This is a genomic window from Lutibacter sp. TH_r2, assembly GCF_033101135.1.
Lineage (GTDB): Bacteria > Bacteroidota > Bacteroidia > Flavobacteriales > Flavobacteriaceae > Lutibacter.
In genome coordinates, this window is the sequence record NZ_JAWMPV010000001.1 from 1,653,524 (window position 1) to 1,672,357 (window position 18,834).

The 18,834-nt window shown below is 29.4% G+C and carries 17 protein-coding genes; 6 read left to right on the top strand and 11 right to left on the bottom strand.

Annotated features, from left to right (window positions below; all coding sequences use genetic code 11):
- Positions 1-33 precede the first annotated feature (33 nt).
- Entirely contained in the window at positions 34-897 is an 864-nt protein-coding gene (locus tag R3X25_RS07045) for an RNA polymerase sigma factor RpoD/SigA (RefSeq protein WP_115877674.1), read from the bottom strand.
- A gap of 151 nt (positions 898-1,048) precedes the next feature.
- On the opposite strand from R3X25_RS07045, the gene R3X25_RS07050 reads away from it, so the two are divergent.
- From R3X25_RS07050 to R3X25_RS07060, 3 genes are read left to right on the top strand one after another with little or no spacing between them, the layout of a single operon-like run.
- Positions 1,049-1,621 (top strand): RNA polymerase sigma factor, encoded by a 573-nt coding sequence (locus tag R3X25_RS07050; RefSeq protein ID WP_317673244.1) that lies wholly within the window; start codon positions 1,049-1,051, stop codon positions 1,619-1,621.
- Positions 1,621-1,827 carry a hypothetical protein gene (locus R3X25_RS07055; RefSeq protein ID WP_317673246.1) on the top strand — a complete coding sequence of 69 codons (207 nt, stop codon included), beginning with the start codon at positions 1,621-1,623 and terminating at the stop codon, positions 1,825-1,827. Before R3X25_RS07050 ends, R3X25_RS07055 begins: the two co-directional genes overlap by 1 nt.
- Before the next feature lie 25 nt (positions 1,828-1,852).
- Positions 1,853-2,671, top strand: a complete 819-nt coding sequence (locus R3X25_RS07060) for a mechanosensitive ion channel family protein (protein WP_317673248.1) — start codon at positions 1,853-1,855, stop codon at positions 2,669-2,671.
- 301 nt (positions 2,672-2,972) lie between these two features.
- Here R3X25_RS07060 and R3X25_RS07065 read toward each other — a convergent pair whose 3' ends face one another.
- A complete protein-coding gene (locus R3X25_RS07065) occupies positions 2,973-5,210 on the bottom strand; it encodes a polyribonucleotide nucleotidyltransferase (RefSeq protein WP_317673250.1) in 2,238 nt (745 codons plus the stop codon).
- Positions 5,211-5,347: 137 nt separating this feature from the next.
- Positions 5,348-5,617, bottom strand: coding sequence for a 30S ribosomal protein S15 (rpsO, locus tag R3X25_RS07070; protein WP_317673252.1), 270 nt, complete (start codon positions 5,615-5,617; stop codon positions 5,348-5,350).
- Between the two features lie 197 nt (positions 5,618-5,814).
- Between rpsO and R3X25_RS07075 the strand changes: the two genes are divergently transcribed.
- A complete protein-coding gene (locus tag R3X25_RS07075) occupies positions 5,815-6,702 on the top strand; it encodes a hypothetical protein (RefSeq protein WP_317673254.1) in 888 nt (295 codons plus the stop codon).
- Between the two features lie 56 nt (positions 6,703-6,758).
- Here R3X25_RS07075 and accD read toward each other — a convergent pair whose 3' ends face one another.
- The 3 genes from accD to R3X25_RS07090 all read right to left on the bottom strand — a co-directional run bounded on the left by accD (position 6,759) and on the right by R3X25_RS07090 (position 11,384).
- Positions 6,759-7,619 carry an acetyl-CoA carboxylase, carboxyltransferase subunit beta gene (gene accD / locus R3X25_RS07080; RefSeq protein WP_317673256.1) on the bottom strand — a complete coding sequence of 287 codons (861 nt, stop codon included), beginning with the start codon at positions 7,617-7,619 and terminating at the stop codon, positions 6,759-6,761.
- A gap of 106 nt (positions 7,620-7,725) precedes the next feature.
- Positions 7,726-8,793: a class II fructose-bisphosphate aldolase gene (fbaA, locus tag R3X25_RS07085; protein WP_317673258.1), complete on the bottom strand. Its 1,068-nt coding sequence runs from the start codon at positions 8,791-8,793 to the stop codon at positions 7,726-7,728.
- A gap of 116 nt (positions 8,794-8,909) precedes the next feature.
- A complete protein-coding gene (locus tag R3X25_RS07090) occupies positions 8,910-11,384 on the bottom strand; it encodes a BamA/TamA family outer membrane protein (protein ID WP_317673260.1) in 2,475 nt (824 codons plus the stop codon).
- 147 nt (positions 11,385-11,531) lie between these two features.
- Here R3X25_RS07090 and R3X25_RS07095 point away from each other — a divergent pair, with 147 nt between their 5' ends.
- Positions 11,532-12,257: an RNA methyltransferase gene (locus R3X25_RS07095; RefSeq protein ID WP_317673262.1), complete on the top strand. Its 726-nt coding sequence runs from the start codon at positions 11,532-11,534 to the stop codon at positions 12,255-12,257.
- Here the strand turns inward: R3X25_RS07095 and R3X25_RS07100 are convergent.
- The 5 genes from R3X25_RS07100 to R3X25_RS07120 all read right to left on the bottom strand — a co-directional run bounded on the left by R3X25_RS07100 (position 12,254) and on the right by R3X25_RS07120 (position 17,228).
- Entirely contained in the window at positions 12,254-12,952 is a 699-nt protein-coding gene (locus R3X25_RS07100; protein ID WP_317673264.1) for a porin family protein, read from the bottom strand. The two genes, R3X25_RS07095 and R3X25_RS07100, sit on opposite strands and share 4 nt — an antisense overlap.
- A gap of 3 nt (positions 12,953-12,955) precedes the next feature.
- Positions 12,956-13,681 carry a bifunctional demethylmenaquinone methyltransferase/2-methoxy-6-polyprenyl-1,4-benzoquinol methylase UbiE gene (ubiE, locus tag R3X25_RS07105; protein ID WP_317673266.1) on the bottom strand — a complete coding sequence of 242 codons (726 nt, stop codon included), beginning with the start codon at positions 13,679-13,681 and terminating at the stop codon, positions 12,956-12,958.
- A 5-nt stretch (positions 13,682-13,686) separates the two neighbouring features.
- On the bottom strand, positions 13,687-14,571 hold the full coding sequence (locus R3X25_RS07110; protein ID WP_317673268.1) for a NifU family protein: 885 nt from the start codon (positions 14,569-14,571) through the stop codon (positions 13,687-13,689).
- Between the two features lie 108 nt (positions 14,572-14,679).
- Positions 14,680-16,032 carry an OmpP1/FadL family transporter gene (locus tag R3X25_RS07115; RefSeq protein ID WP_317673270.1) on the bottom strand — a complete coding sequence of 451 codons (1,353 nt, stop codon included), beginning with the start codon at positions 16,030-16,032 and terminating at the stop codon, positions 14,680-14,682.
- A gap of 32 nt (positions 16,033-16,064) precedes the next feature.
- Positions 16,065-17,228 carry a hypothetical protein gene (locus tag R3X25_RS07120; protein ID WP_317673272.1) on the bottom strand — a complete coding sequence of 388 codons (1,164 nt, stop codon included), beginning with the start codon at positions 17,226-17,228 and terminating at the stop codon, positions 16,065-16,067.
- Positions 17,229-17,333: 105 nt separating this feature from the next.
- On the opposite strand from R3X25_RS07120, the gene proS reads away from it, so the two are divergent.
- A complete protein-coding gene (gene proS, locus R3X25_RS07125; protein ID WP_317673273.1) occupies positions 17,334-18,809 on the top strand; it encodes a proline--tRNA ligase in 1,476 nt (491 codons plus the stop codon).
- Positions 18,810-18,834: the final 25 nt, after the last annotated feature.

Genomic DNA, 18,834 nt, shown 5'->3' on the forward strand with positions numbered 1-18,834 from the left:
TTTAATTCATTTTCAAAAAAGTAAGTACATCTACTATCCTAAATATGTTTTTAATATTTTACTTCTAGAAGTGTGTTTTAATCTTCTAATAGCTTTTTCTTTAATTTGTCTAACACGTTCACGAGTTAAATCAAAAGTTTCTCCAATTTCTTCTAAAGTCATTGGGTGAGCATCACCTAAACCAAAGTATAACTGTACCACATCAGCTTCTCTTGGAGTTAAGGTTTCTAAAGCTCTTTCAATTTCCACTTTTAAAGATTCGTGTAATAATGATTTGTCTGGATTTGGAGATTCACCTGTATTTAATACATCGTACAAGTTAGAATCTTCACCTTCTATTAAAGGAGCATCCATAGATACGTGACGACCAGAGTTTTTCATAGACTCTTTTACATCGTTCACCGTCATATCTAATTTTTTTGCAATTTCTTCAGCAGAAGGAGGTCTCTCATTCTCTTGCTCAAGAAAGGCATACATTTTATTAATTTTATTAATAGAACCAATTTTGTTTAAAGGTAAACGTACAATTCTAGATTGTTCAGCTAATGCTTGTAAAATAGATTGTCTAATCCACCAAACAGCATAAGAGATAAATTTAAAACCTCTAGTTTCATCAAAACGTTTAGCAGCTTTAATTAAACCTAAATTACCTTCATTAATTAAATCTGGCAATGTTAACCCTTGGTTTTGGTATTGTTTAGCAACAGATACAACGAAACGTAAATTTGCTTTAGTTAATCTTTCTAAAGCAACTTGGTCTCCAGCTTTAATTCGTTGCGCTAATTCTACCTCCATTTCAGCAGTAATTAAATCAACTTTTCCAATCTCCTGTAAGTATTTGTCTAATGAAGCAGTCTCTCTATTTGTAACCTGCTTGGTAATTTTTAGTTGTCTCATGTAATATTTAAAATATTTTTGATTTTAATAAGTGGTATACAATATATACGTTGTATTTTTGAAATTGTTACAAAAAGTTATATAAAATTTTAATTTAGTGACTTTAATTAAATAAATGTGTCTTACAAAAGTATAACCCAATAATAAGTTTTTGAATTCTAAAAGTAACATATCGTTATTAAGTGATAACGAATTAGTGGAAAGGATAGTAAAATCAAATGATAGTCATTTGTTTGCTGTGCTATATGACCGCCATGTTACTAAAGTTTATAATAAATGTTACGGGTTTGCTTCCTCTAAAGAAGAGGCGCAAGATTTAACCCACGATGTTTTTATAAAGTTATTTGTGAAATTAAGAACGTTTAAAGGAACGTCTAAATTTTCAACTTGGCTATATTCATTTACATACAATTTTTGTGTGAATTATGTAACCAGAAATAATTATAAAAAGAACGAAAAAAACTTTGAAGGAGAAATACCAGATTCTAAAGATCTTGATAATGATGTTAGTGAATCTGTGTTATTAGAACTAAAAGCTGAAAAGCTTGGTAAAGCAATGGAGCTTTTGGATCCTAATGATAAAATGATATTGTTAATGAAGTATCAAGATGATTTTTCTGTAAGAGAATTATCAGAAGCATTAGAAATAGGTGAAAGTGCAGTAAAAATGCGTTTAAAACGCGCAAGAGAGAAAGTTATTAATGTATATAAAAATCTTAACTAATGGAAAACCCATTTAAGAAATTATTACATAACGAAGAGGTGCCAAAAGTACTCAAGGAGAAGGTTATCAACGATATTTCATTGATAAAACTTTCTCTTGATATTGCCGATTTATTTGTGGTGAAATATCCAAATACAATTGGCGAGTTTTTGAAGACAGAAAATGATTCTCTTAAAAAGAATAAAAATAAAGGAGATAAAAAATAATATTTAACCCAAATTATATAAAAAAATGAAAACAATTTTTTTACTTCAAGATTTAACATTTGCACAAGATTTATGGAATAAAGTAATAGGTTTTTTACCAACTTTATTAAAAGGAATTGGTTTTATAATATTAGCCTGGCTAGTAATTAAAGTTGTAAATTATATTTTGAAAAAAGTGCTAACTTTTAGTAAAATAGATTCTTTAACAACTAAATTAAATGAGGCTGAATTATTTGGAAAATCAGATTTTACGGTAGTTCCTTCTAAAATAATATTAAAATTTGTAAAGTATCTTTTAATATTAATATTTACGGTTGTAGCTTCTGAAATGCTTGGACTAAAAATGGTGTCAGAAGGTATAAGTAGTTTTATTGCTTATTTACCAATTTTAATTAGTGCGTTATTAATTTTTGTGGTTGGAGTTTATATAGCTTCATTAGTAAAAAAAGCAATAGTTGATACTTTTAAATCTTTAGAAATTTCAGGTTCTAATCTGGTTAGTAATATTGTTTTTTATGCAATTGTTGTAGTTGTTTCTATTACGGCTTTAGACCAAGCAGGAATTGAAACTAAAATGATTACTGATAATTTAACCTTAATACTTGGTTCTGTATTAATTTCATTTACCATTGCATTTGGGTTAGGAGCACGTGATGTAGTTTTAAGGTTGCTATTTGGATTTTACTCAAGAAGAAATTTTGAAGTTGGGCAACATGTAAAAACTAAAAAGTTTGAAGGTACAATTCAACAAATAGATAATATTTGTATAACTATAAAAACAGCAGATGGAATAGTAGTTATACCAATTAAAAAGTTTGTAGATCAAGATATTGAAATAAAATAAAGACTTTTAGATAAGTTTTTGTTTAAAAAAAATACAATAGAAGTGTTAGGGGTTAGTTACTTCTATTGTTTAGAGAGCAAAAAAAACCAATCATTAGTATTACTAATGATTGGTGCTCTTGAATTTTAATAGATTATTAGATGTTATGGGTTAGCTTTCTAATAATTATTATTTGTATTTAGAAAGGAGAAATTTACAAATTATATTGTAAACTCTCCTTTCTTTTTTTATGAAAATAAAAAAGCTTCTCTATTTAGAGAAGCTTTTTTGTAATATTTAAATAAATAGTATAACTATTTTATTAATCGTTTTTTGGTTCTCTTGGTCTTCTATCACCACCACGATTGTCACGTCCTCTGTTATCTCTTCCGCGGTTATCACGTCCTCTGTTGTTATCTCTTGGAGGTCTTTCTACAAAACCTTCAGGTTTTGGTAATAAAGCTTTTCTAGATACTTTGTCTTTACGAGTTTTTGGATCTTTTCCGAAGTATTTTACATCGAATACATCACCCATATTAACAACATCGGTTACGTTATTAGTACGCTCCCAAGCTAATTCAGAAATGTGTAATAAAACTTCGTTTCCAGGAGCTTCGTTGTATTCAACAACAGCACCAAAATCTAACATTTTAATTACTTTCACTTCGTAAACACTTCCAACTTGAGGTTTAAATAGTAAAGAATCAATTTTAGCTAAAACAGCATCAATACCATTTTGATCTGTACCTAAAATTTCAACAATACCTTCTTCAGTAACTGGGTCTTCATTAATTACAATAGTACATCCAGTTTCTTTTTGCATTTCTTGAATTACTTTTCCTCCAGGTCCAATTAATGCACCAATAAATTCATTAGGAATAGTTCTTGAAACCATTTTTGGAGCATGAGATTTAACATCATCAGCTGGTTGAGCAATAGTATCAGTTAATTTGCTTAAAATATGTAAACGACCTGCACGTGCTTGTTGTAAAGCATTTACAAGAATTTCATAAGATAAACCTTTCACTTTAATATCCATTTGACAAGCAGTAATACCATCTTCAGTTCCAGTAACTTTAAAGTCCATATCACCTAAATGATCTTCATCACCTAAAATATCACTTAAAACAGCGTAACGATCACCGTCAGAAATTAATCCCATTGCAATACCAGATACTGGTTTTGTAATTTGTACACCTGCATCCATTAATGCCATTGTACCAGCACAAACAGTTGCCATTGAAGAAGAACCATTAGATTCTAATACTTCAGATACAACTCTTACAGTGTAAGGACAATCTGCAGGAACTACTTTTTTAAGTGCACGTTGTGCCAAGTTTCCGTGTCCAACTTCTCTACGTGAAGTACCTCTTAAAGGTCTTGCTTCACCTGTACAGAAAGGAGGGAAGTTATAATGTAAATAGAAAGTTTCCTCACCTTGGTAAGTTGGCATATCTATTTGGTTTGCTTCTCTTGAAGTTCCTAAAGTAACTGTAGCTAAAGCTTGAGTTTCTCCACGAGTAAATATTGAAGAACCGTGAGTTGATGGTAAGTAATCTACTTCACACCAAATTGGTCTAATTTCTGTAGTTTTTCTTCCGTCTAAACGTAAGCCTTCAGCTAATGTTAATTCACGAACTGCTGTTTTGTTAGCTTTACCGAAATATTTTCCAATTAAACCACCAAATTCAGCTACTTCTTCTTCAGTAAATGAAGCTATAACTTCTTCTTTTACAGCAGCAAAAGCATCAGTTCTTTCTACTTTAGAAGTACCTTTTTTAGCAATATCATAACATTTTTGGTATGCTAATTCATGTACTTTAGCAGCTAATTCTTCATTTTCTTCTTCTGGCTCGTATGTACGAGTTTCTTTTTTACCGAATGATTCAGCTAAAGCAACTTGAGCAGCACATTGTACTTTAATAGCTTCATGTGCAAATTTAATGGCATCAGCCATTTCTTCTTCGCTTATTTCATCCATTTCACCTTCAACCATCATTACAGAATCAGCAGAAGCACCAACCATCATATCAATGTCAGCTTGTTCTAATAATTCTCTACTTGGGTTGATTATAAATTCACCATTTACTCTAGCAACACGTACTTCTGAAATTGGAGTTTCAAAAGGGATATCACTTAATTGAATAGCCGCAGAAGCAGCAATACCTGCTAAAGCATCTGGCATTACATCTTCATCTGCAGACATTAACTGAATCATTACTTGTGTTTCAGCGTGGTAGTCTTTTGGGAATAATGGACGTAGAACTCTATCTACTAAACGCATTGTTAAAACTTCTGCATCTGTTGGTCTTGCTTCTCTTTTAAAGAAACCACCTGGATATCGTCCAGCTGCAGCAAATTTTTCTCTGTAATCTACTGTTAATGGTAAAAAGTCAACATCACTTTGTTTGTAGTTAGATACTACTGTACAAAGTAACATAGCTTTACCCATTTGAACAACAACAGAACCATGTGCTTGTTTTGCAAGTTTTCCTGTTTCTAGTGAAATGGTTCTTCCATCTCCTAAATCAATAATTTGTTTATGAACCTTTGGTATCATATAATAATTTTTTGTTAATTAAACATTTTGGTTTGTGTTGTGTTGTTGTGTGTTGGCTTACCAATGAAAAGTTTAATTAATGCTTTCTTTTCGAATTTTTAAAAATAAAAAAGAGGCAAAAAATGCCTCTTAATTTATTATTTTCTTAATCCTAATTCTTTAATTATTTCACGATATCTAACAATATCGGTTTTAATTAAATAATCAAGTAAGTTTCTTCTTTTACCTACTAACCTAACTAATGAACGTTCTGTGTTGTAATCTTTACGATTTGATTTTAAATGTTCTGTTAAGTGATTAATTCTTTCTGTAAATAAGGCAATTTGACCTTCTGATGAACCAGTATCTGTAGCTGATTTACCGTGTTTAGCAAAAATTTCTGCTTTTTTTTCTTTTGTTAATAACATGCTAACATTAATTTTATTAATAATTTTTATGCAACGCTAACCTAAATGGTTAACAGTCGGCAAATATACTACTATTATTTTGATTGACAATTGATTAGTTGTGTCTATTTTTTTATGTATTAATTTAAACTTTTTAAAATAGTTAAGGTCTAAACTTATAACAAACAAAATATTTAAATAATTTAAAATATAACCTTATGAAAATTTACAAGCTTAAAACAGCATTGCTTTTAGCATTTTTAGTAGGAGGATTATTCTTTATTAGTTGTGAAGACAGTGAAGTAATTGATGCTCCAGAAATTTCAGAAGCTTTAACTGAAGACGAAACTATTGCAATTACGGAAGCAGACGATGTATCCGATGAGTTAGATAATTTAATTGATGACTATTTATTTGAGGACGAATTAAGTAGTAAAGATGAGTTAGCATTAAAAGATGATGGAGAAAAAGGAACTGGAAGACCTGATTGTGCTGTGAAAACAGTTGTAATGGAAGGAACAACTAGAACTATTACTTTTGATTTTGGTGAAGGATGTGAATTTCCAAATGGTCATATAGTTGCTGGTAAAATTATTATTTCACATGAATTTGACGTAGATGCTATGACAATGACGATAACTCAAACTTATGAGGGATTTACATTTAATGATGTGATGGTTGAAGGTGAAAATATAATTGTTAGAACTTATGAAAATGAAAATGGTAATCCTGAATCTGTTAAAACTATGGATATTACAATGACATGGGAAGATGGTGAAACTGCTTCAAGAGTAGGTACAAAAACTAGAGAATGGGTTGAAGGTTATGATACTAGAGAATGGGCAGATAACGTATTTGAAATTACAGGTAATTGGGCTACAACTTTTAAAAATGGTGTAGTGGTATCTGCAACAATTACTAAAGAGTTAAGAAGAGAAATGTCATGTAGATTTATAGTTAGTGGAACTATTGAATTAACAAAGAATGATGTAACTGGAATTTTAGATTTTGGTGATGGAACTTGCGATGATATTGCAATTTATACAGATGCCGATGGTGTAGAAACTGAAATTACTTTGAGAAAAAGAAATTGTAAAATCGAATAATTTTTTAAAATTAGTTAAAAAAAAAGCGAGCATTAAGCTCGCTTTTTTTATGTCTATTATTTTCTAATAGGTATGTTTTCAATTAAATCAATATATAGATTTATTTGTTTTTTTAAATTTTTACGTTGAATAATTTTATCTAAAAAACCATGCTCTAATACAAATTCTGAACGTTGGAAACCTTCAGGTAAATCTTTTCCAGTTGTGTCTTTTACTACTCTTGGTCCGGCAAAGGCAACCAAAGCATTAGGTTCTGCAAAATTTACATCACCTAACATTGCATAAGATGCTGTTGTACCTCCAGTTGTTGGATCTGTACATAATGAGATGTATGGAATTTTCTTTTCTGCTAATTGCGCTAATTTTGCTGAAGTTTTTACCAATTGCATTAAAGAGTATGAAGCTTCCATCATTCTTGCTCCACCAGATTTTGAAATCATTAAAAAAGGTATTTTCTTTTTTATTGAATAGTCAATTGCTCTAGCAATTTTTTCACCAACAACACTTCCCATTGAACCACCAATAAATGAAAAATCCATTGCAGCTACCACAAGATCTTTTCCTAATGATTTTCCAACAGCAGTTCTAATAGCATCCTTTAAGCCTGTTTTTTCATAAGCCTGTTTCAATCTGTCTGGGTATTTTTTAGTGTCTGTGAATTTTAATGGATCTTTGGAAACCATATCTTTATCAAATTCCTTAAACTCATTATTATCAAAAAGAATTTCAAAATATTCAGCACTTCCTACTCTAACATGGTAACCATCTTCAGGACTTACATAGTAGTTTGCTTTTAATTCTTCAGTATCTACTATTTTTCCACTAGGTGTTTTATACCATAACCCTTTTGGAACATCTTTTTTAGATTCTGTTGGGGTTTGAATCCCTTTATCTTTTCTTTTAAACCAAGATGACATAACTTATTAGTTTTAAGTTTAAATTGAGGTGCAAAATACTAAAAAAAACAAAGAGAGCATATAAAAAATAGACTCTCTTTGATTTTTTTGTATTTAACAAGTTGATTTACAATGTATTTACATTGTTTAGGTCAGCAAATGCTTGTTTTAACCTAGTAACAAAAGTTTTTTCTCCTTCGCGTAACCAAACTCTAGGATCGTAGTATTTTTTATTTGGTTGATCTGCACCGTCTGGATTACCAATTTGTGTTGATACATAGTCTACTTTAGATGTCATATAGTCTCTGATTCCTTCAGTAAAAGCAAATTGTAAATCTGTATCAATGTTCATTTTAATAACACCGTAACCAATAGCTTCTCTAATTTCTTCTAAAGTTGAACCTGATCCACCGTGGAATACAAAATCTACTGGGTTTGTTTCAGTTCCAAATTTTTCTTCAATATATTTTTGAGAATTGTCAAGAATTTTTGGAGTTAATTTTACGTTTCCTGGTTTGTATACACCGTGAACATTACCAAATGAAGCAGCAATTGTAAAATTATCGCTTACTTTTTTAAGTTCTTCATAAGCATAAGCAACTTCTTCAGGTTGAGTATATAATTTTGAAGCGTCAACGTCTGAATTATCAACACCATCTTCTTCTCCACCTGTAATACCTAATTCAATTTCTAATGTCATTCCCATTTTATCCATACGAGCTAAATACTCTTTACAGATTTCCATGTTTTCTTCTAGAGACTCTTCAGATAAATCTATCATGTGAGAGCTAAATAATGGTTTTCCAGTTTCTTTAAAAAATACTTCACCAGCATCTAATAAACCGTCTATCCAAGGTAATAATTTTTTTGCGCAGTGATCTGTATGTAGAATTACAGGAACTCCGTAAGCTTCTGCTAATGTATGTACATGTTTTGCACCTGCAATACCTCCTGCTACAGCAGCTTTTTGACCATCGTTTGATAATCCTTTTCCTGCATTAAATTGTGCTCCTCCATTAGAAAATTGAATAATTACTGGAGAATTTAACTCTTTTGCTGTTTCTAAAACTGCATTTATGGTGTTGGAACCAATTACGTTTACAGCTGGTAAAGCGAATTTTTTAGCTTTTGCGTATTGAAAAATTGCTTGTACTTCTTTTCCAGTTGCAACTCCTGGTTTAATTGAATGACTCATAATTATTTATGTGTAATAAATTGCGTTAATATATACTTACAAAATTAACTAAATTATAATTTAATAAATAGGTTAATTAGAAAAAAAACGAAAACGAAATAGTTTTATTGCATTTTTTAGAATGGATAACTTATTCCAAAATTATAAACGGTGTTGTTAAAATTGTAATTAGAAAACCATTTGTTGTTGTCTAAATAAGGTTCGTATGTTTTAAAGCCTAAATCTAAACGAAGTAAAATAAAACTTAAATCGTAACGTAATCCAAAACCACTTCCTATAGCAATATCTTGTATAGAATTGATGCCTTTAAATTTTGCATTTTCTTCAGTTAATTCATTATTAGAAATATCCCAAATGTTACCTGCATCTACAAAAAAGGCACCTTTAATACTGTTTAATATTTTAAAACGATATTCTAAACTTGTTAAAAATTTAAGATTACCTACATTGTATTCTAATCCTGAATTAGTTGTTCCCGGACCTAAATCATAAATTTTCCAAGCTCTTAAATCGTTTGGACCACCAATAAAGTAACTTTTACTAAAAGGTATAGAGTTTGAGTTTTTATATGGATAAGCAATTCCTAAAAATGCTTTGTATGCTAATACATTTTCTCTAGATATATTCCAGAATTTTTTATATTCTAAATCAGTTTTAATGTATTGAGCTATTTGAGTGTTAAATATTGTTTTTACACCTGTTTCATCTTTACTAGTAGATAAAAGTGTTGTTAAATTACCTGAAGAAACTAATCTTGCTCTAAAAAATGAAAAATCGGTGTCTTTATAATTTTCACTATTGTTGTAGGTAAAGGTATATGCAACTGAAGGTACTAAAACATCTTCGGTTAAAATTTGATATCTGTTTAGAATGTTTATGGCAGTTTTGTATTCTGTTGAATTTGACGTTTCAAAATCATTATCTATATATTCATCTATAAATTCAATTACGGTATCAGTTGTTAGGTCAATATTAAAATAAGTGTCAGCTATTTCTTCAATATCTTCAAATTCAGATTCATAAATTTCAAAATAGTTATTTATATTTAAGTTTTTAATGTACTGCATATTTAGTAATTGAAAACTATGCGATTTGGTTTTTGTAGTTTGCCAAGTATAATCTATTAGTCCTGTAAAACGTTGTTTATCTAGTCCAATATTTCTTTGCAAACTTGTACCTAATGTAAATGTAGTTTTTGGGCTCATTGTTTTTGGTACAATTTTATTAGAATTAAAAGGAAGAATAAATCTTGGGATTTCTAAAGAAATATCTGCTCCAACTTCCCAAGCATTTAAAAGTGTTTCGTTTTCTGCAGCGTCTTGTGAATCTAAAAATGAACCTTGAACAGAGAAATTTAAAATTTCAGCACCTTTAAAAACATTTCTATTTGAGAACGATAGTTTACCCGATATACCTAGTTGGCGAATATTTGAATGGGTTAATTCTGTACTTGTACCAATTGAGTATTTTTTTCTAGGAGTTAGAAATATTTCAGCTTCTAACATATCGTTTTCAAGTTCGGTGTATTTTATATCTACAGATCTAAAGTTATTTAAGCCGCGTAAGTGTTTTCTTGTAAGTTCTCTATTTTCGTCTTTATAAATTTTGTTAGGTTCAATAAAAATAGCATCAAGTAAAAATTTTGGATTGTATTTTAATTTTTCTCGACCTAAGAATAAATATCCATTGTAATTTACGCTATCTTTTATGGGTTTGTTTTTAGTGTTGAAAAAGAAATCTGTATGAATTTTAATATTTTTAATCTGTTGAATTTTATAAGGTACGTTTGCAATACTATCATTAATTAAAAGTGTAACATTTGATTTGTAGGTGCTGTGTATTGAATCGGCCTCAAAACTAATGGCATTTTTATTAAATCGGTATACTCCAGAATTTCTATATAGTTGTGTAAGTCTGTTTTGCTCATCGGAAAAAGATGAAGTTTTAAAAACGCTTCCTGTTTTAATTATAGATTGTTCAATGTTTTTAGTGTAAATAGAATCTAAAACTTTTGATTCAATAACTGTAGAAACTGTATCTATTTTGAAAACTTTATCGGTAGTTACAAAATAATTTATTTCAGCTTTTTTATTTCTAATAGTATCTTTTTTGGCAGTTACATCTGCTTTTAAAAATCCTTCATTAAAATAATGAAGCTTTAAATTTTCTATTGTTTGTAGTGTTTTTTGATTGTTTAAAATTACTGGAGGCTCTCCATTTTTTAAAAACCATTGATGAACGCCGTATTTAAAATTTCGCATTCCACGAGTTTGCTTTTCAGAAAAAACACTAGATGTAAATTTATACCAGCCAGGTTTATTATTTTTCCACTCTTCATAATCCTTTTCAAAATCTTTATTTCCAATATTATAAAAATGAAGAGGAAAAGGAATAAAACCTAAAACTTGTTGATTAGGGCGTTGCACAACATAATCGTTAATTTCATCATCAACGTTTTTTTTGTTGTTTACATAAATATTATTTTCAGTAAGCATTAGTTCGTCATCTGCAACATATTTAATCGTATTACACGAAGAAAAACAAATAGTTATTACTATTATTAAGGTTACTATTCTAATATTGTTTTTCAATAAACTAGTTTTAAATTATTTTAATTCGCTAAAGCTTTGAAGAATTACTATTTTTACATAAATTTTAGTTTACATGAACATAAATTTAATGCTTCAAATGTATAACTTTTAATACTATAATCAAATTTCATATTTTTAGTAAACACAATGAGTTTAAGTAAAAATCAAATTAAATTAATAACAAGTTTACAGCAAAAAAAGTACCGAACTAAACATAATCTTTTTATTGCTGAAGGTACCAAAGTTGTAAACGAATTTTTAAACTCTAGTTTTAAGTTAATAGAACTGTTTTGTGTTGAGGCTGAAGCTTATTCTAAAGTAAATAATTGTACTTTAATTTCTTCAGAAGAATTAAAAAAAATAAGTAGTTTAAAAACGCCAAATAATGTTTTAGCCTTGTTTGAAATTCCTAAAAAAAATAAATTATTGAATGAAGGCTTAATCGTAGTTTTAGATGATGTGAATGATCCAGGAAATTTAGGAACTATAATTAGATTATGCGATTGGTTTGGTGTTGATCAATTAATTTGTTCTAAAAACACGGTAGATTGTTATAATGGAAAAGTAGTACAATCTAGTATGGGTTCGCTAACTAGAACTTCAATAATTTATACAGAGTTGTTAGAGTATTTAAAAAATTCGGAACTTCCAAAATATGCTGCTGATATGAATGGTGAAAATGTGTATAAAATAACATTGCCAAAAAATGCAATTTTGGTAATGGGTAATGAAGCTAACGGAATTTCTAAAAATGTTTATAGCTATATTTCAAAAACCATTTCAATACCTAGATTTGGCGATTTACAACAAACTGAAAGTTTAAATGTAGCAACTGCTACAGCTATTTTGTTAAGTGAATTTAAACGAAATTAGTGAAATGCTAATTTTAAAAACACACCTCTAGTTCCAAGATAATCTATATTTCCTGTCCATTGGCTATTAGGATCGTTATCCGGAACTAATTCATTGTTAATAGCAAATACACCTCTAATTGAAGGTGAAAATATAAAATACGGTAAATAAATATCTATTCCTGCTCCAATTTCATAAGTAAAATTATTTTTTTTCATTCTAAATTCACCACTAGCATTGTCGTCTGGATTATCTTCATTACTAGAAAAATTGTAATCATATGAAATACCTCCAATTACATATGGGCGAATATTATAGTATCTATTAGTACTAAATTTTACTAGCAAAGGAAACCTTAAATAAGTAGAGCTTACTTCTCTAATACTATCACTTTTACCACCTGAAATGTGTGTAAATGCAAGTTCTTTTGTGTTACTAGAAAGTCCTGGTTCAAAACGTAGGTTTATATTTTTATGAAGGCGTAAATCTCCAATTAATCCAACACTAAAACCTGTAGAGGCAGAAACATCTACAAAAGTATTAGTATTATGCTTATAATTAATTTTGTAATCTTTTTTATTTAAACCTAAATAATAGCCCCAAAAAACACGTTTTTTATCCCAGTTTTGTTTGTAAATAACTTTGTCTTTTATTTGGGCAGTTAAAAAACAAGTACTTACCATGGAGATAATAAGAAACGCTAATACTTTTTTCATAAATTATTTTTTAGCAATGTAAATTGTTGCCACACCTAAAGTTTGTGGTCTGTTTTCAATACTATTAAACCCAATTTTTTGTAAAATATTGTTGAATGCTTCTCCATATGGAAAAGTAGCAGCAGAATCTGATAAATATTTGTAAGCAACTTTATCTTTTGAAAACAATTTACCGATAGTTGGCATAATAAAATTGGTGTAAATTTTATATCCTTGTTTAAAAGGGAATTTTGTTGGAACTGATGTTTCTAAAACTACAAAAGTACCATTAGGTTTTAAAACTCTTAAAATTTCTTTTAATCCTTTTTCTAAATTTTCAAAATTACGAACTCCAAAAGCTACTGTTATGGCGTCAAACGAATTATTTTCAAACGGCATATTTTCAGAATCTCCTAAAATCATATCTATTTGATTTAATTTTAGTTTTTTAATTTTTTTTCTTCCAACTTCAAGCATTCCGGGAGAAATATCAAAACCAACTATTTTTTCAGCATTAGTGTCTGTTAAATTTATAGCTAAATCACCAGTTCCTGTAGCTATATCTAATATTGAATTTGGTTGTGATTGTTTAACAATATTCACCACTTTTTTTCGCCATTTAATATCTATTCCAAAAGATATAACTCGGTTTAAACCATCATATTCTTTAGAAATAGTATCGAACATTTGGGTGACTTGTTCTTTTTTTCCGAGTTCGGAATTTTTATAAGGTTTTACTTTTTCAGCCATAAAAATTAGTAGTTAATTGCTACAACTTCTCCAATTTTACCTGGAATTAATTGTTTTAACATATTTTCAATACCATTTTTAAGTGTTATAGTAGAAGATGGACAACCACTACAAGCACCTTGTAAAACTACATTTACTGTTTGTGTTTGAGTATTGTAACTTTCAAAAGCAATATTACCTCCGTCGGCTGCTACTGCCGGACGAATATATTCATCTAAAATTGAAATTATTTTTAATGAAATTTCATCTAATTCTTTTTCAGTTTCTGAACTTTTAATTGTTTGAGTAGCTTGTTGAGCACTGTTTACCAAAGTTCTTCCAGCTGAAATATATTCTTTTATAAAGCTTCTAACTTCATTACTTAATTCGCTCCATTCAACACCATCAAATTTTGTGATGGAAACATAATTTTCAGATAAAAACACTTCTTTTACAAATGGAAAATTAAATAGGTTTGCAGCTAAAGGAGCGTTTTTAGTTTCATCTATAGCTTTAAACTCATAATCTTTTTCGAATAATATTTTATTTGAAACAAATTTTAAAACATTTGGATTTGGAGTTGTTTCAGCATAAATTTCTATAGGAAGTTTTTTTTGTTCCTCATTTAATAAAATACCTCCATTATTAAGATAGTTTTCAACTTGCTCTTTAACCTCATTTTGAACATCATCCCATTTTACAATATCAAAACGTTCTATTGCAATAAAATTTGCAGAAATAAATATGCGTTTTACAAAAGGTAAATGAAATAATTCTTGTGCTAGTGGTGAGTTTTTAGCTTCGTCAATATTATTAAATTGATAGCTTCCACTAGTTAAAACTTCATTAGAAATAAATTTAATAATAGTATCGGTATTTGTTGTTTCTATATTAAAAGAATAATTGCTCATAGTTAAATTAAAATTATTGTGATGCAAAAGTACAAAACTAAAATCAATGTTTTTTAAATAAAAAACGCCTCAAAATTTGAGGCGTTTCAAATATATAGATGTTAGTTTTTATAAACTTAAAACTAACGTTGCTGTAATTTTTGAATTGTTAAAGTCTAATTCTGTTGAATTTAGATTGTAATCAGCAGGGTTAAAATTATAAGGAGCAGTATTTGTTTCTTTCTGGTAAGCAAAATCTAATTTACCACCTCTAAACTTAAATCCGGCACCTAATGAATAGCCTTCAAGATTATCAGAATCTTTAGCGTTTTTATAAGGACTTTTTTCAAAATGATATCCTCCACGAAGTGATACTTTATCAAAACGCCATTCTGTACCAATTCTTAATTCTCCGGTACTTTCTAAATCTTGTTGAAAAGCTTGATTTTCTGAAGTGAAGTTTGCGTTTTTTAATTCAATATTGCTGTAATTTTTGTAAGTATAGTCAATACTAATTAATCCTTGTTTGTCGAATATATAAGCAAAACTTCCAGTTAATTTACTTGGAGTGCGTAATTTGTAATCGAAACCATTTATACCTGAATACGTATCATTAGCATTATATTCGTTTGTAATATTTATATCGTTTTCAAAAATATTTACATCATATTCAATACTTTCTTCTGAAATATTGTACCAAACAGGAGATTGATAAGCCAAACCTAAACGCATGTTATCAGCAGGTTTTGAAATTAAGCCTAAACCAAACGAAACACCTTCTCCGTAAGTTAATAACTCTTGAGTTTGAGAAATATCAAATGTATTAGAGTCACTGTCGCTATTGTACTCTTCTAATAATGTAGTTTGGTAATGCTCAATATCGTAGGTATTTAAGGTAAATCCTAAATATAAATCTTCATTTCTTTGAGTGGCAATTGTAAATGAGTATTTATCATTTCTACCATCGGTAAAATTTTCAAAATATTGACCATCAATTAGATCGTACATAACTTCTGAATCGTAAATATCTGTAATTGGAGCAGCTGAACCATTGTTACCTTTAACGTTCCAAAAATTTTCAAAATCATTAACTCTACTATAATTAAAAGCAATAGCTATTTTGTTAATATCTGAATATTTTCCACTATCAAAAACAAAAACTCCACCAGCTTGAGATAAATTTGTTTTATCGTTTTCGGTTGAAGAAGTGTTTCCGTAATATGTGGCATCTGTTGTTGAATTTCTAATACCTAATGAAACTGAAAATTCACTATTCATAAATACCGCAGCACCTGCAGGATTTATTCCAATAGAAGATAAATCTCCTCCTAAAGCTCCAAATGCACCACTCATAGCATTGTAACGTGCAGTACCATTAATTTCTTCTTTTGAAAAAAGAACTCCAATGTCATTATAACTTAATGTTTGAGCATTACTTATGTAAGCAATGCAAACCATTGCTGCAAAAATTAGTTTTTTCATAATGTTCTATTATTTAATTTTTTTAGGGTATTTTAATTTCTACGAGAACTACTTCTTGATGAGCTTGAAGAAGATCTACTTGAAGTTCCGCTACTTCTACTATAACTTCTAGAACTATTAGAACTACTTCTACTATATGAACTATTACTACTTCTTCTTGTATTACTAGGAGAGTAGTTACTATTAGAAGAACGTTTAGTACTTCTTGTTGAACTATTTCTAGAACTTGTATTAGTGTTTTTAGAAGGTGTAACTGTTTTGTTTCTTGAAGAAGAATATCTAGAATAGTTTCTAGTAGGTGAACTGTAAGCAGAATTTCTTCTTGTTGAAGTACTGCTTGGTGTTCTGTATGTTCTGCTTGGTTGTCTTGTTGAGTTTCTATTTATTGTAGAAGTTCTGCTTGTTCTTGTACTTGGTTTAATTGTAGTATTTCTAGAATTTGTTGAAGACCTTCTACTTGTACTTGTTGTAGAATTTTTTATTGAACTAGGAGTTCTTCTACTTGTTGATGTGGAATTAGTATTTCTTCTAGAGTTTGTGTTATAAGCAGTTCTTTTACCATAACTATCGTATCTGTTATAATTGTTTCTGTGATTATAGTTGTTGTAATAAGGGTGGTTGTATGAAGAATATCCATAATATCCAAATGGGCTGTAAAAACCTCCATAAAACCCATAAGAAGCATAATGTCTAGATCTCCAAGGATTGTAATAATAACTTGAATAATATGGGTAATAATTATGGTATGGATGGTAGAAAGGGTTGTACCAGTTATAATCGTAATAACCACCATAATAATTGTTATAACCATATCCATAATTATAACCAGAATCAATATTAACAGTTACATTATCTGTATATTCCCATGGTCCGTACTCTTCATCTTCTTCATAATATACTTCATCTTCATCATAGTATTCATCATCATAGTAATATTCATCAATATCAGTTATTATATCATCATCATTTATTTGATCGATTTTATCTAATTCTTTAGCAAAATAGTTTTCATCAAAAGTGCGTTGATCTATAACAATAAGCTTTTCATCATTGTACCTTTCGTTAGAAGCGTAAATTCCATCATCATCATTATTATATACACTTTGATAGGTTCCACAAGAATAAAAACTCAAAAAAAGTACTACTAAAGCACTCAATCGAGCAAGTCTGGATTTAAATATAGTTGAAACTTTCATAATCAGTTGTTATTTTTATTGTTGAACAAATCAAAAAGTACTAGTTTTGTCGAAATTAGTATTTTTTACTAACAATGTTGCAATATTTATGCCAAACTTTTTAATATGAGTAAGAATTTAACAAAGAGAGAAACAGACTATTCTAAATGGTATAACGAGCTCGTAGTGAAGGCTGATTTAGCTGAAAATTCGGGAGTTAGAGGATGTATGGTAATTAAACCATACGGTTTTGCTATTTGGGAGAAAATGCAAGCCGAACTAGATAGAATGTTTAAAGAAACAGGGCATGAAAATGCTTATTTTCCCTTATTTATCCCAAAGTCTTACTTAAGTAAAGAGGCAGCACATGTTGAAGGTTTTGCAAAAGAGTGTGCTGTAGTTACGCATTATAGATTAAAAAATGCAGAAGATGGAAGTGGAGTAGTTGTTGATCCGGAAGCTAAATTAGAGGAAGAATTAATTGTTCGACCTACTTCTGAAACCATTATTTGGGATACTTATAGAAAATGGATAGAATCTTATAGAGATTTACCATTGTTAATTAATCAATGGGCAAATGTTGTTCGTTGGGAGATGCGTACACGTTTATTTTTACGTACAGCAGAATTTTTATGGCAAGAAGGTCATACAGCACATGCAACTGAAAAAGAAGCTGTAGAAGAAGCAGAGTTAATGATTAATGTTTATAGCGAATTTGCTGAAAAATTTATGGCAATGCCAGTTATTAAAGGTTTAAAAACAGAGTCAGAACGTTTTGCAGGTGCCGTTGAAACTTATTGCATTGAAGGTTTAATGCAGGATGGAAAAGCTTTACAAGCTGGAACATCTCATTTTTTAGGTCAAAACTTTGCGAAAGCTTTTGATGTTCAATTTACTTCAAAAGAAGGGAAAAAAGAACACGTTTGGGCAACTTCTTGGGGAGTTTCAACACGTTTAATGGGTGGTTTAATTATGACGCATTCTGATGATTTAGGATTGGTGTTACCTCCAAATTTAGCGCCTATACAAGTTGTTATTATTCCAATTCATAGAAATGATGAGCAATTAGATGCTATTTCAGAGAAAGTTGATGAACTTACAAAAGATTTAAGGGCTAAAGGAATTTCTGTAAAGTACGATAAACGTACTACGTATAAACCAGGATGGAAATTTGCTGAATATGAACTAAAAGGTGTGCCTTTACGTATTGCAATGGGACCACGTGATTTAGAAAATGGAACATTGGAGATTGCAAGACGTGATACTTTAGAAAAGCAAAATCGTTCACAAGAAGGTGTTGTTGATTATATTGAGAAAACGTTGAAAGAAATTCAAGAGAATCTATTTGAAAAAGCGTTAAATTATAGAGAAACACATATTACAGAAGTAGATACTTTTGATGAATTTAAAGAAATTATTAAAACAAAAGGAGGTTTTGTTTCAGCACATTGGGACGGAACTCCAGAAACAGAAGATAAAATTAAAGATTTAACAAAAGCAACCATACGTTGTATACCTTTGAATAACAAGCAAGAAGAAGGAAAATGTATTTTAACTGGCGAAAAATCTACTCAAAGAGTTTTGTTTGCTAAAGCGTATTAATATTTTTTAAAAAAAATATTGTTTG